The organism is Lactobacillus sp. UMNPBX6 (genome assembly GCF_002553975.1).
GTDB lineage: Bacteria > Bacillota > Bacilli > Lactobacillales > Lactobacillaceae > Lactobacillus > Lactobacillus gallinarum.
Genome location: NZ_PCZD01000012.1, coordinates 26,475 through 40,643 on the forward strand (window position 1 = coordinate 26,475; position 14,169 = coordinate 40,643).

10 protein-coding genes are annotated in these 14,169 nt (G+C 36.4%); 9 read left to right on the plus strand and 1 reads right to left on the minus strand.

The window, feature by feature from the left end; translation table 11 throughout:
- Nucleotides 1-40: 40 nt before the first annotated feature.
- The 8 genes from CP357_RS03435 to whiA all read left to right on the plus strand — a co-directional run bounded on the left by CP357_RS03435 (nucleotide 41) and on the right by whiA (nucleotide 11,565).
- The gene (locus CP357_RS03435; RefSeq protein WP_025005155.1) at nucleotides 41-1,060 is read left to right on the plus strand and encodes an NAD(P)H-dependent glycerol-3-phosphate dehydrogenase; all 1,020 of its coding nucleotides are present in this window, start codon (nucleotides 41-43) and stop codon (nucleotides 1,058-1,060) included.
- A 236-nt stretch (nucleotides 1,061-1,296) separates the two neighbouring features.
- On the plus strand, nucleotides 1,297-3,021 hold the full coding sequence (locus CP357_RS03440) for a phospho-sugar mutase (RefSeq protein WP_098036547.1): 1,725 nt from the start codon (nucleotides 1,297-1,299) through the stop codon (nucleotides 3,019-3,021).
- Nucleotides 3,022-3,126: 105 nt separating this feature from the next.
- On the plus strand, nucleotides 3,127-5,175 hold the full coding sequence (uvrB, locus tag CP357_RS03445) for an excinuclease ABC subunit UvrB (RefSeq protein ID WP_098036548.1): 2,049 nt from the start codon (nucleotides 3,127-3,129) through the stop codon (nucleotides 5,173-5,175).
- Nucleotides 5,165-8,011 carry an excinuclease ABC subunit UvrA gene (gene uvrA, locus CP357_RS03450; RefSeq protein WP_098036549.1) on the plus strand — a complete coding sequence of 949 codons (2,847 nt, stop codon included), beginning with the start codon at nucleotides 5,165-5,167 and terminating at the stop codon, nucleotides 8,009-8,011. The genes uvrB and uvrA overlap by 11 nt, the downstream gene beginning before the upstream one ends.
- A 57-nt stretch (nucleotides 8,012-8,068) precedes the next feature.
- Nucleotides 8,069-8,611, plus strand: coding sequence for an HdeD family acid-resistance protein (locus tag CP357_RS03455; protein WP_098036550.1), 543 nt, complete (start codon nucleotides 8,069-8,071; stop codon nucleotides 8,609-8,611).
- Nucleotides 8,612-8,701: 90 nt separating this feature from the next.
- A complete protein-coding gene (gene rapZ / locus CP357_RS03460) occupies nucleotides 8,702-9,583 on the plus strand; it encodes an RNase adapter RapZ (protein WP_098036551.1) in 882 nt (293 codons plus the stop codon).
- Nucleotides 9,584-9,593: 10 nt separating this feature from the next.
- Nucleotides 9,594-10,637, plus strand: a complete 1,044-nt coding sequence (yvcK, locus tag CP357_RS03465) for a gluconeogenesis factor YvcK family protein (RefSeq protein WP_025005151.1) — start codon at nucleotides 9,594-9,596, stop codon at nucleotides 10,635-10,637.
- On the plus strand, nucleotides 10,630-11,565 hold the full coding sequence (gene whiA / locus CP357_RS03470) for a DNA-binding protein WhiA (protein WP_025005150.1): 936 nt from the start codon (nucleotides 10,630-10,632) through the stop codon (nucleotides 11,563-11,565). Before yvcK ends, whiA begins: the two co-directional genes overlap by 8 nt.
- Nucleotides 11,566-11,613: 48 nt before the next feature.
- Here the strand turns inward: whiA and clpP are convergent, their stop codons facing one another.
- Nucleotides 11,614-12,198 carry an ATP-dependent Clp endopeptidase proteolytic subunit ClpP gene (gene clpP, locus CP357_RS03475; protein WP_005718663.1) on the minus strand — a complete coding sequence of 195 codons (585 nt, stop codon included), beginning with the start codon at nucleotides 12,196-12,198 and terminating at the stop codon, nucleotides 11,614-11,616.
- Between the two features lie 187 nt (nucleotides 12,199-12,385).
- Between clpP and CP357_RS03480 the strand changes: the two genes are divergently transcribed.
- Nucleotides 12,386-14,011 (plus strand): SH3-like domain-containing protein, encoded by a 1,626-nt coding sequence (locus tag CP357_RS03480; RefSeq protein ID WP_098036552.1) that lies wholly within the window; start codon nucleotides 12,386-12,388, stop codon nucleotides 14,009-14,011.
- Nucleotides 14,012-14,169 lie beyond the last annotated feature (158 nt).

Consider the following 14,169-nt stretch of genomic DNA (forward strand, 5'->3'; position numbering starts at 1 on the left):
TTTAGATAAAAATTTCAATATAGAAAGTTTGAGAGAAAAAATGACAAAGATTTCAGTTTTAGGTAATGGTTCATGGGGTTCAGTTTTAGGTTCAATGTTAGCCGATAACGGAAACGATGTGACTCTTTACGGTAACATTGATAGTGTTAACGAAGAAATTAATAAAACTCATACCAATAGTCACTACATGAAAGATTGGAAATTAAATGAAACTACTAAGGCTACTGGAGACCTTGAAGAAGCACTTGATGGTGCAGAATTAGTTTTATTTGTTTTACCAACTAAGGCAGTAAGAATTGTTGCTAAGAATGTACGTAAGGTATTGGACAAGACAGGTGCTAAGCCACTTTTAGTTACTGCAACTAAAGGTATTGAACCAGGTACTAAGAAGCTTATTTCAGAAATCTTGACTGAAGAAGTTTATCCAAATGATGAAGATAAGATCGTAGCTATTTCAGGTCCAAGTCATGCTGAAAATGTAGCTCAAAAAGATTTAACTGCTATTGCATGTGCTTCAACTGATGAAGAAAATGCTAAGAAAGTTCAAAAGATTTTCTCAAATGATTATGTTCGTTTCTACACAAATGATGATTTAGTTGGTGTAGAAGTTGGTGGTGCCGTTAAGAACGTTATCGCCATTGCAGCTGGTATTTTAGTAGGACAAGGCTACGGCGATGATGCTAAGGCAGCACTTATGACTAGAGGTTTAGCTGAAATTACTCGTTTAGGTGTTAACTACTTTGGTGCTAAGCCAATGACTTTTAGTGGTTTATCAGGTATTGGTGACTTGATCGTAACTTGTACTTCAGTTAACTCACGTAACTGGCGTGCCGGTAAACAAATCGGTGAAGGCAAGAGCTTAGATTACGTTCTTGAAAACATGGGTCAAGTTGTAGAAGGTGCAACTACTGTTAAAGCCGTTCATGAACTTAGCGAAGAAAAGAACATCGATATGCCAATTTGTGAAGCTATTTACCGTGTTCTTTACGAAAACACTGATGTAGCTGAAGAAATTAAGCAAATGATGGGCAGAGATCCTAAGCCAGAAATTCGCCTTTAATTTTTAATAAAATAAGGATGAAAAGACATGTTCAGATGAGCATGTCTTTTATTGTTAATAATATAGATCAGAAAAGACAGAGTCATTCCAGCTAAAAATGAAATAAAAAAATGACTTTTTAGTAGTTAAAGCGTTAAATTAATAAAGCAGAAGTTTTATAATTGTTACTAGATAATAAAAAGTTAAAGACAGCTTTAAAATCCGATACGTATTTATTTTGATGAATAGAGGAAAATATGAACGCAAAAGAAGTTTTTGAAGAATGGCAAAATGCTAATAATTTACCTGATTATTTAAAGGATCAATTAGATACTTTAGGTAAAGATGAAAAATGGATTGAAGATGCCTTTGGTCAAGATATCAATTTTGGAACTGCCGGAATGAGAGGTCGTCTTGAACCCGGAACTAATAGAATCAATCTTTTTACAGTTGGCAGAGTTACTGAAGGCTTAGCAAGATTGATTGATGAAAATGGTGAAGAAGCTAAAAAGCGCGGTGTAGCTATCTCATTTGATTCAAGATATCACTCAAGAGAATTTGCGGAACATGCAGCACGTATTTTAGGTGCACACGGGATTCACGTATATTTGTTTGATGATTTAAGACCAACACCTGAACTTTCATATGCTGTTCGTCATTTGCATACTTTTGCAGGTATTAATATCACTGCTTCTCACAATGCTAAGCAATATAATGGTTACAAGGTTTATGGTGAAGATGGTGCACAAATGGCACCAGAAAACGCAGATCGTTTATTTGCATATGCTCAAAAAGTAACTGACATTTTTAGTGTAAAGGCAGCACCTGTCCAAGAATTACGGGCAAATGGTACTTTGCAATTAATCGGTGAAGATGTTGATGAAGACTATTTGAATGAATTAAAGCAAGTAACGGTTGATCCTGAAATGGTTAAAGCAAATGCTGATAAGTTAAAGATTATTTACACACCACTTCATGGTACAGGTAAGATGCTTTATGATCGTGCCTTTAGACAAGGTGGCTTTGACAATGTAATTCCAGTTCCTAGTCAATCAATCATTGACCCAGAATTTCCAACTACAATTAAGCCTAACCCGGAATATCGTGATGTCTTCAAGCCTGGATTTAAATTAGCTGATGAAGTTAATGCTAACGTAATCATTGCTACTGATCCAGATGCTGATAGAATGGGTGCAGCTGTTAGAAAATCTGATGGCGACTTCCAAGTTTTGACTGGTAACCAAATTGCTACTTTGATGGCTTACTACTTGCTTGTTCATATGAAAGAAAGTGGCAAGTTGACTAGCGATTATGAAATCGTTACTTCAGTTGTTTCAAGTGCTTTACCATTTAAGATTGCAGAAGATTTTGGCATTAAGACTAAACACGTTTTGACTGGCTTCAAGTATATCGGTGAAGAAGTTGACCGCATGAAGAAGGCTGGCGATGTTAAGTTCCTCATGGGCTTTGAAGAAAGTTATGGTTACTTATTCAAACCATTTGCTAGAGACAAGGATGCTATGCAAGGTGCATTGATGTTTGCCGAAGTTGCTAGTTACTATGCTTCTAAGGACATGACTGTTTTTGATGGCTTGCAAGAAATCTGGAAGAAGTACGGTGTAGCTTATGAAATTACCAAGGCTATCGAAATGCCAGGTATCGGCGGTCAAAAGAAGATGGCAGCCCTCATGAGCAAGTTGCGTGATGAACATTTAAGCGAAATCAATGGTGTCAAAGTTAACAAGATTCAAGACTTCTTGAAGAAAGAAACTATTGAAAATGGTAATGTTACACCACTTGAAGAATTCCCAGAATCAAACGTATTGAAGTACTTCTTAGATGATGAAACTTGGGTTGCTCTTCGTCCATCAGGTACTGAACCAGTTATCAAGGCTTATGTTGGTGTAAATAAGAAGGATATCGCAACTGCAGAGAAGGCTGCACAAGACTACCAAGCAGCTTTAGCTGAACTTCTTAAATAAAATGGGCATATTTCGTGCGAAAACACGTTCGTGGTAGTAAAATATAAATACTAATTAGAAAGTTGGACAATTTGGTCCAACTTTTTTCATGAGGAGTTTTTGACCATGATTAAACGACAAAAAGATCGCAAATTTGAATTAGTATCTAAATTTAAACCTGCTGGAGACCAGGAGCAGGCTATTGATAAATTAACTGCTGGCTTTAAAAAAGGCTATAAAGAACAAATTTTGGAGGGTGCAACTGGTACTGGTAAGACTTTTACTATGGCCAATATTATTGCTAACTTGAATAAGCCCACTTTGGTAATTACGCATAATAAAACTTTAGTAGGTCAACTTTATGGCGAGTTTAAAAGTTTCTTTCCTCATAATGCAGTTGAGTATTTTGTTTCTTACTACGATTATTATCAGCCAGAAGCTTATGTTCCTCAATCCGATACTTATATCGAAAAGGATTCGGCTATCAATGATGAAATCGATCAGTTGCGACACGCCACTACTTCAGCTTTAATGGAGCGTAACGATGTTATTGTCGTAGCTTCTGTATCGTCAATTTATGGTTTAGGTGATCCTAAAGAATATGCCCGTAGCGTTTTGATGATTCATGAAGGTCAAGAATATGATCGTAATGTATTATTGCGTGATTTGGTAAACTTGCAATATGACCGCAACGATATCGATTTTCAACGGGGACGTTTCCGTGTTCGCGGCGATGTGGTAGAGATTTTCCCAGCTGGTAACTCGAATCATGCTTATCGTATCGAATTTTTCGGGGATGAAATAGATCGCATTGTTGAAATTGACTCTTTGACTGGAGAAGTAATTGGTGAAAGAGAAAGTATCTCTTTATTCCCAGCTACGCACTTTATGACTAATGATGAACAATTGCGGCGCGCGCTTAAAGAGATTTCTAAAGAAATGAAAATTCAGGTAAAGAAGTTTGAAGGCGAAGGCAAGCTACTTGAAGCCGAGAGAATTAAGCAACGTACTACATATGATATGGAAATGATGAGTGAAGTTGGCTATACTAACGGAATTGAAAATTATTCTCGTCACATGGAAGGTAGAAAAGCTGGAGAACCGCCTTATACTTTGCTAGATTTCTTCCCTGATGATTTCTTGATTTTAATTGATGAATCGCATGCGACTATGCCCGAAATTCGTGCGATGTATAATGGTGACCGCAATCGTAAGCAGACGTTGATTGATTATGGTTTCCGTTTACCATCAGCGCTTGATAACCGTCCACTTAAGTTATCTGAATTTGAAAAGCATGTTCATCAAATACTGTATGTTTCTGCTACGCCAGGTGATTATGAATTAGAGCGAACTGATCATAAGGTTGAACAAATTATTCGACCAACAGGCTTACTAGACCCGAAGATTGAAGTAAGGCCGATTGAAGGGCAGATCGATGATCTAGTTGGCGAAATTAATAAACGGATTGATCGCAATGAACGAGTCTTTGTTACTACTTTGACCAAAAAGATGGCAGAGGATCTGACAGATTACTTAAAGGATCTGGGAATCAAAGTGCAATATTTGCACTCTGACATTAAGACACTTGAGCGAATGAAAATCTTGCGTGATTTACGTTTAGGTAAATTTGATGTGTTAATCGGAATTAACTTGTTACGTGAAGGTATTGATGTGCCAGAAGTTTCACTGGTAGCTATCTTGGATGCAGATAAAGAAGGCTTTTTGCGTGCATATCGTCCGCTAGTTCAAACAATGGGTCGTGCGGCTCGTAATGCAAATGGTGAAGTAATTATGTATGCCGATACGATTACTGATTCTATGAGAGCCGCAATCAATGCCACTAAGAGACGGCGTAAGATTCAAGAAGAGTTTAATAAAGAACATGGAATTACACCTAAGACAATTATCAAGCCTGTTCAAGATGTAATTTCTATTACGAAGCCATCAAGTGATGATAAAGATAAAAAGTCTGATAGTTTTGCTGATTTGAACTTCGATGAATTGACTGCTAGTCAAAAGAAGGCGATGATTAAGAATTTGCAAGAGCAGATGAAGGAAGCCGCTAAAAAGTTGGACTTTGAAGAGGCAGCAAACTTACGGGATGCTATTATCGATTTACAAAAGTCATCTAGAAAACCAAAGACAAAAAAGGGGAAAGCTTTTAATGGTAAATGATAAGATCGTTATTCGTGGTGCACGAGAACATAATTTAAAGGATATTGATATAACTATTCCTAAAAACCAATTAGTAGTAGTTACTGGTCTATCAGGTTCTGGAAAGAGTTCTTTAGCTTTTGATACCTTGTATGCAGAGGGTAGAAGACGCTATGTACAATCACTTTCTAGTTACGCTAGACAATTCTTGGGCCAGATGGATAAACCAGATGTTGATTCAATCGATGGGTTGAATCCCGCTATTTCAATTGATCAAAAAACCACATCACATAATCCACGTTCAACTGTCGGAACAGTAACCGAAATCAATGATTATTTACGTCTTTTATGGGCTCGTGTAGGTCATCCAATTTGTCCGAATGATGGAACTTTGATTGAACGACAATCGGTTGATCAAATGGTAGACCGAATCATGTCTTTACCCGAAAGAACTAAAATCCAATTGTTAGCTCCCGTTGTTCGTGCTAAACGCGGTGAACACAAGGAAGTTTTTAAACGAGTACAACGTGCTGGATATGTTCGTGTTATTGTTGATGGTGAGATGCACGAAATTGGAGAAGAGTTTAATTTAGCTAAAAATAAGCGACATAATATTGATATTGTTGTGGATCGTTTAATCGTGAAAGATAGTATTAAATCTCGTTTGTTTGACTCAATTGAATCAGCTCTTCGTTTATCTGATGGCTACATGAATGTTGATGTTATTGGCGGGGAGATGCTTAACTTCTCTGAATATTATGCTTGCCCTAAGTGTGGTTTTACAGTAGGCGAAATGGAGCCAAGACTATTTTCATTTAATGCGCCATTTGGTGCTTGTCCTGATTGTGATGGATTAGGGATGAATTTAGCCGTTGATGAAGATTTGGTTGTACCTGATAAGACCAAAACTTTGGCAGAAGGTGCGTTAGCTCCATGGAAGACGTCTAATTATTACACTGAAATGTTAGAACAAGCTTGTGCAGCACTTGATATTCCAATGGACAAGCCTTTTAATAAATTAACTAAAAAGCAAAGAGAAACGATTCTTCACGGTTCAACTAAGCCAGTGAAATTTCATGTTACAGGGGATTTTGGCGTTAATGACACAACCCAGCCTTTTGAAGGGGTAATGGATAATGTTGAAAGACGCTATAAACATCCAATGTCCAAATTTATGCGCGATGTGATGGGCAAGTATATGACAGAGCTGACTTGTTCAACTTGTCACGGTAAGCGATTAAATGGAAAAGCTTTGGCTGTAAAGGTAATGGACAAGGATATCGCTGAAGCTTCTGAACTTTCAATCAATAAATCCTTAGATTTCTTTAAGAGCGTCAAATTAAGTGAACAAGAAACTGTAATTGCTAAACCAATTTTGAAAGAAGTGTGTGATCGTCTTTCATTCTTAGACAGCGTTGGATTAGATTATTTGACCCTTTCTCGTTCTGCCAATACTTTATCTGGTGGAGAAGCTCAACGTATTCGTTTGGCTACTCAGATTGGTTCTAACTTATCAGGAGTTATGTATGTTTTAGATGAACCTTCAATTGGACTTCATCAACGTGATAATGATCGTTTGATTGCTTCACTTAAGAGAATGCGTGATTTAGGCAATTCTTTGATTGTGGTTGAACACGATGATGAGACTATGCGCCAAGCCGATTATCTGATTGATATGGGACCAGGCGCCGGCGTTTACGGCGGTAAGGTAATGTCTCAAGGTACACCAGAAGAAGTGGAGAAAAATCCTAAGTCTTTGACTGGTCAATATTTGTCGGGAAAAAAGTTTGTTCCTGTGCCATTAAAACGCCGCAAGGGTAATGGTAAGAAGATCACTATTACCGGTGCACAAGAAAACAATTTAAAGAATATTAACGTTGATTTTCCTTTAGGAAAATTTGTCGTAGTGAGTGGTGTTTCTGGTTCAGGTAAGTCAACTTTAGTTAATATGATTTTAAAGCGAGCATTAGCGCAAAAGTTAAACCATAATTCAACTAAGCCAGGTAAATATAAGTCAATTCGTGGCTATAAAAATATTGAAAAAATTATCGATATTGATCAAAGTCCTATTGGACGTACCCCACGTAGTAATCCGGCTACTTATACTAGCGTTTTCGATGATATTCGTACGCTTTTTGCTCAAACAAATGAAGCTAAAATGAGAGGTTATACTAAGGCTCGTTTTTCATTTAATGTTAAAGGCGGCCGCTGTGAAGCATGTCATGGTGACGGAATTATTAAGATCGAAATGAATTTCTTGCCAGATGTGTATGTCCCATGTGAAGTTTGTCATGGCAGTCGTTATAATTCAGAAACCTTGGAAGTAACTTATCGTGAAAAGAATATTGCTCAAGTGCTTGATATGACAATTAATGAAGCATGCAAGTTCTTTGAAAATATTCCTAAAATTGCACGTAAATTGCAGACTATTGTTGATGTAGGTTTAGGCTATGTTAAATTAGGTCAATCTGCTACAACTTTATCAGGTGGGGAAGCCCAAAGAATGAAGTTGGCTGCAGAATTGCAGAAATTATCAACTGGTAAGAATTTCTATATTTTGGATGAGCCAACGACAGGTCTGCATACCGATGATATTAAACGTTTGCTTGAAGTTTTGCAGCGCTTAGTTGATGAAGGAAACACTGTTCTAGTAATTGAACATAATTTAGATGTGATTAAAAACGCTGACTGGATTATTGATTTAGGACCTGAAGGAGGTGAAGGTGGCGGTAACGTTGTTGCTACAGGAACGCCTGAAGAAATAGCGGAGGTGAAAGAAAGCTATACTGGTCAATATTTAAAGCCAGTTTTAAAGCGTGATACTAAGTTAACTAGGGATGCGGAAAATAAAAAGTAATGCGTAAGTGTTTTTATCCTCGAATAAGTGTAAAATAGGCACCAAGGAGGACGAATAATGGACATTTTTTCAAGTTCTAGAGATAATCATGGCTTCGATTGGGGCGCCTTTATCGCTGGTGTATTAATGGTTGTTGTTGCTTTTTTGCTTCTTAGACATCCAGCCAAGGGATTGCATGCATTTGTATTAATCTTTGGTATTTTGTCAATTTTGCAAGGTTTAGTATGGCTTGCTGGTTATTCACGTTTTCGTGCTTTCTTTGCACGTAGTTGGGTAGCACTTATTTCAGGTATTTTAGATATCATTGTGGGTATTTTGTTCTTATGCTCATATGATATTGGTGGATTGACCATTGCATATTTATTTGCAATTTGGTTCTTTGTCGACTCAGCTGTCGGAATTGTCTTTTCATGGCACTTGCGTGACTTTTCAACAGGATACTTTATCTTTAACTTAGTTTTGAACATTCTAAGTTTAGTTATTGCTATTTTCTTGATCTTTAACCCACTTTTTGCAGCTTTGAGTTTAGTATGGTTAGTTGCATTTTGGTTGTTAGTATTTGGTATCAATGAAATAGTCGTTGCATTTATGCACCGTTAATAATTATGAAAAAGAGGCCGCGATGGTCTCTTTTTTTTGCACTATAATGGAACACCCGGTATGATATAATTTACAGAAGGAGGGCTAACAATGGCTGATGATAAGAAACAATTATTAATTGTTACAGGAATGAGTGGGGCAGGCAAAACTGTTGTGGCTCATGATTTAGAAGATATGGGTTACTTCGTAGTTGATAACTTGCCACCAACATTATTGGGAAGCTTTTGGGATTTAATTAATAATTCAAATGATTTCCATAAGGTAGCAGTAGTAATTGATTTACGTGTTAAAACTTTTTATACAGATTTATTAGATGAGGTAAATTCACTCGAAGATAATGGCAACGTTCAAGCTACTATTCTCTTTTTAGATGCTTCAGATGATGTGTTAGTAGCACGTTACAAGGAAACTAGACGGCTTCCACCACTAGCTAATAATGGTAAGGGACGTTTGTTAGATGGCATTCAAGAAGAACGTCGTATTTTGATGCCAATCAAAAATCGTTCAAATTACATCATTAATACGTCTAATTTATCTACTAAAGATTTAAAACAGAAGTTAATTAATACTTTCAGTGACCGTAAGCGTCAGCCATTTTCAATTGAAGTAATGTCATTCGGTTTTAAGTATGGCATGCCAATTGATGCGGATATTGTAATGGATGTGCGTTTTTTGCCTAATCCATTCTATATTCCGGAGTTGCGTCCATTCACAGGATTAGATAAGCGTGTCTTTGATTATGTAATGAATAAAGAAGAGACACTGGTTTTCTATCAAAAATTATTGGATTTATTAGAAACCGCTATTCCTGGTTATATTAAAGAAGGAAAAGAAAAATTGACAATTGCAATTGGTTGTACTGGTGGTCAACATCGTAGTGTATCAATTGCACAACAACTTGCTCGTGACTTATCCAAAAAATATCCAGTTGATATAACTCACCGTGAGGTAAGTCGCTACATTAGAAAGTAGGTATATCGCGATGTCATATGGAGAAACGCGAATTGTGCGCGTAATTAAAGGCAGACGTCCGCGGGTAGTAGTTATCGGTGGTGGTACTGGGTTACCAGTTATTCTAAATGCATTGAAAGATCAAAATGCGGAAATTACTGCCATTGTTACGGTATCCGATGATGGTGGCTCATCTGGTTCTATCAGAAATTTTATTAACGTTGTTCCACCGGGTGATATTAGAAATGTGTTAGTTTCTTTAAGTGATTTGCCACAAGAAGAAAAAGACATTTTTCAATATCGGTTTGATTCATCTGATGCATTCTTCTCAGGCCACGCTATTGGTAACTTGATCATTGCAGCTTTGAATGAAATGCATGGGAATATTTTTGATGCTGTTCAATCTTTATCTAAAATGATGAAGGTCGACGGCCACGTCTTTCCAGCATCTAACGAACCTTTAACGTTAAACGCCGAGTTTATTGATGGTACCACGGAAGCCGGGGAAACGGAGATTACCTCAAAAGATAAAAGAATCAAACGTGTTTGGGTAACAGATACTAATTCGAATGCCACACCTAAAGCAGTTTTACCTGTTTTAGCTTCGATAATGCAGGCAGATGCAGTTGTCTTAGGTCCAGGTAGTTTATTTACTTCTATTTTGCCTAATTTGATGATTTCTAATTTAGGTGAAGCGGTTCGAGAAACCCCGGCTGAAGTAGTTTATATTTGTAATATCATGACTCAACGTGGAGAAACTGATCACTTTAGCGATGCAGAGCACGTGGAGGTAATCAATCGTCACTTAGGTGGAAACTATATCAATACAGCTTTAGTTAACGGAGCTAAAATTGATATGAGTAAATTCCACCCAGAGGATTATGATGCATATCTTGAACCTGTTAAGAATGACTTTAATGGTTTGAGAGCGCAAAATTGTCGTGTTATTACCGATGATTTTATTGATCAACGACACGGGTTGGTCTTTCATGATGGAGAAAAAGTAGCAAAGGAAATAATGAATTTGGCATTTGAAGCAATGTCACGTAAAAGAATGAAGGAAAATAATGGCTAGTTATGCTAGTGAAGTCAAAAAGGAGCTAACTTCGCTTGAGGTGCATCCAGAGCATGCTAAAGCAGAGTTAGCTGCTTTTTTGCGAATGAATGGGGTTTTAAATCTTCATGATCATCAATTTAGTCTAGATATCACTACAGAAAATCCCGCTATTGCACGAAGAATTTTTAAACTGATTAAAGTTGCATATGGAATTGAACCATTATTGATTGTTTCTCGTAAGATGAAATTAAAAAAGAATAATCAGTATCTAGTTCGACTTAATCGTGACGTGCAAGAAATATTGGAAAACTTAAATATTTGGGATCCTGCTCGAGGATTAGTTACCAGAATTCCACAGAGAATTATGAAGTCACGGGAAGGTGCAATGTCTTATCTTAGAGGTGCTTTTTTAGCTGGCGGTAGCGTTAATAATCCTGAGACTAGTAGATATCATTTAGAAATTTATTCAACTTATGAAGATCATAATGAAGATTTAGCTAAGTTGATGAATGAGTATTTTTATTTGAATGCTAAGATGACGAAACGTCGTCGAGGTTACATTGTCTACCTTAAGGAAGCAGCTAAAATCGGAGATTTTTTGCATGTAGTTGGAGCATTAAATGCTATGCTAAATTTTGAAGATTTACGAATCATGCGAGACATGCGTAATTCGGTTAATCGCTTGGTTAATTGTGATACAGCTAATATGAAAAAGACGGCTTCCGCTTCTGCAAAACAGGTAGAAGATATTCAGTTGATTCAAAAAGAAAAAGGAATCGACAGCTTACCAGAAAAGTTACAGATTTTAGCACGTTTTAGATTAGCTCATCCAGAATTAACTTTAAAAGAAGTAGCGGATCAAATTCCGGATGGACCTATTTCAAAATCTGGTGTTAATCATCGATTCAAAAAGTTACATGAATTGGCTGAAAATTTGAGAGATTAAAAAAAGAGGATTCGCACACGCAAATCCTCTTTTGATTATAATTTATGATTACTTCTTCTTATTAACCATAATTTCATCGATTAAACCGTATTCCTTAGCTTCTTCAGCAGTTAAGTAATTATCACGTTCGGTATCCTTTTGAATCTTTTCCAAAGGTTGACCAGTAGTTTCGTGTAAGATTTCGTTAATCTTCTTGCGACTCTTTAAAATTTCGTTAGCTGCAATTTGAATATCAGTTTGTTGACCTTGTGCTCCACCTAAAGGTTGGTGAATAAGTACAGTAGAGTTAGGTAATGCGAAACGCTTACCCTTAGTACCACTAGTCAAAAGAATAGAAGCCATTGAAGCAGCCATACCAATTGCAATAGTTGATACATCTGATTTAATGAAATTCATAGTATCCATAATTGCAAGACCAGAAGTAATTACACCACCTGGTGAATTAATGTAAAGTGAAATATCCTTAGTGTTATCTTGTGCATCAAGGAAAAGCAATTGAGCAATAATTGAGTTAGCCATTTGGTCGTTAATTTCGCCACTCAACATAATAATTCTATCTTTTAATAAGCGTGAGTAAATGTCATAAGCACGTTCACCACGAGCAGTTTGTTCAATAACTGTAGGTACTAGCATATATTTGCCTCCTAAATTTATTTCGTATTAATTAGCACTCTTTTAAGTACTGTGCTAATTAAATCACTTCGTAATAAAAGTGTCAAATAAAGAGATTTACTTGTATTCAAATTGTATTTTTGAGAATATTGTTTATATATTATAATAACTATGTAAAATATTGTTGTAATATTGTAGGAGGACAAGCTTGAAATATACAAATAAGATTTTAACTGCAACATCAGCTGTTGCAGTTAGTGTTGGTTTATTAATGGGTTATTCAAATCCTGTTTTTGCCGCTAATTCTAAGTCAACTACTAAAACAGACAAAGCTAAAGATAGTTCAACTGCTAAAAAGGGGCCAGTTCAAACCAGTACTTCTTACGATTTGATGGTTAAAGTAGGTAGTAATAAACATTACAATGTTTATAAGAGCATTAAGAATGGTAAGCCTGTTAAGAAGTTAGCAGATGCCAGTGACTATCAATATGCTCATATTCAATCTGATCAACGAATTAAAACTCACAACGGTACCTACTGGCGCATTTATGTTAATGGCCGTAAAGTAGGATATGTTAACCAAAACTGGTTTACTAGAAACACTATTGCTGTTCCTAAGACTGTAAGTTTAGTAAGAAATAGTCATTCTGATTTTGCTCCAGAAGATGCAGTTAGTTATGTAACTAACTATATGGGAACCGTTATTCCTACCCAAGATATTACAATTTCTGAAGATGCAATTGATTGTTCTGAACCAGGTACTTACAAGGTTAAGTATAGTTATGGTAGTGCTAAAGCTACTGTAAAAGTTACTGTAAGAAAGAGTACTAAAGAAGGCGTTGCTGATGCAGATAGTGTTTCAGCACAACCATTTAGTGGTGACCTAAAATCTTGGAAGACTTACTATGGTAGTTCATCTAACTACGTAACTAAGACTGACTTTGCTCCGGATAAAGCAAAGCACAGTTACACTACTGATAATGGTAATATGACCTTTAAGACTCGTTTCTTCCAACCAGTTTTACTTAGTGTTGCTAGAGACATTAAAGACGACGATTACATTAACCGTGTAGGTCATATTCCAGAAGGTATTGCTATGTCAGACGGCTGGCTTTACACTAGTTTACTCAGCAGTACTAAAATTTCTAATGGTCACATCATTGCTTATAATTTAAACCATTTGACTAATGCTTTTAATGGTCAATACTTGCTTGATATGTCTCAAAAGAAGTTCAATTCTTACGTTAAAAATATTAAGGTAAGTCCATATATTCCAATTGGTCACGGTCAAGCTATGGGCGCAACTGATAAGTATATTTATGTAGTTAACTATGATAATAAGACATCATATAAGAGCAATAGATCAGAAGAATTGCTTCAAATCCGTAAGAGTGATATGCGCATTAATAAGATTTGGACATTCAAATGCTGGAATGGTAGCGACTCAGAAGGCCGTTACTTCCACGATGGTGTTATTGTAAGTGATCACAAGATGTACACAACTCTTTACAACAAGCAAAAGAACCAAACTGAATACTGGGAATTCAACCGTAAAGGTGATAACTGGTACCCAACTATGGTAGGTGCAACTAAGACTGGTATTGTTTCAAATACTTATACTCAAGGTTTCACATACGATGCTAAGAATGACAACTTCTATCTTGCATTTAACGATGTAATTGCTAAAATTGCTCGTAATGGTGAAGTCAAGGATACTTATCAATTCCACACTGGTCGTGAAATTGAAGGTATCGCTGTTTCAAACAACAGACTTTACATGAATTTAGCTCAACGTGCTGAATTACTTGAAAGTACAGAAAAGTTGACCAAATAATTTATTTCATTAAAAAAGGCAGTGAACGTTTAGGCAATGTCATTAAGTTAAGACATTGACAATTAAGGGTGCTTTTTTAGAGATCGAATCATTTGGATTCGATCTCTTTTTTTGTATAAAATAAAGGCGAAAAGACCTGCCTTTTCGCCTATCTTATA

What these genes read in the sequence shown, in the direction of transcription:
- uvrB (WP_098036548.1), top strand. Translation starts at nt 3,127, where the DNA reads ATGATTAAACGACAAAAAGATCGCAAATTTGAATTAGTATCTAAATTT.
- yvcK (WP_025005151.1), top strand. Translation starts at nt 9,594, where the DNA reads ATGTCATATGGAGAAACGCGAATTGTGCGCGTAATTAAAGGCAGACGT.
- clpP (WP_005718663.1), bottom strand. Translation starts at nt 12,198, where the DNA reads ATGCTAGTACCTACAGTTATTGAACAAACTGCTCGTGGTGAACGTGCT.
- CP357_RS03440 (WP_098036547.1), top strand. Translation starts at nt 1,297, where the DNA reads ATGAACGCAAAAGAAGTTTTTGAAGAATGGCAAAATGCTAATAATTTA.
- CP357_RS03435 (WP_025005155.1), top strand. Translation starts at nt 41, where the DNA reads ATGACAAAGATTTCAGTTTTAGGTAATGGTTCATGGGGTTCAGTTTTA.
- rapZ (WP_098036551.1), top strand. Translation starts at nt 8,702, where the DNA reads ATGGCTGATGATAAGAAACAATTATTAATTGTTACAGGAATGAGTGGG.
- CP357_RS03455 (WP_098036550.1), top strand. Translation starts at nt 8,069, where the DNA reads ATGGACATTTTTTCAAGTTCTAGAGATAATCATGGCTTCGATTGGGGC.
- uvrA (WP_098036549.1), top strand. Translation starts at nt 5,165, where the DNA reads ATGGTAAATGATAAGATCGTTATTCGTGGTGCACGAGAACATAATTTA.
- whiA (WP_025005150.1), top strand. Translation starts at nt 10,630, where the DNA reads ATGGCTAGTTATGCTAGTGAAGTCAAAAAGGAGCTAACTTCGCTTGAG.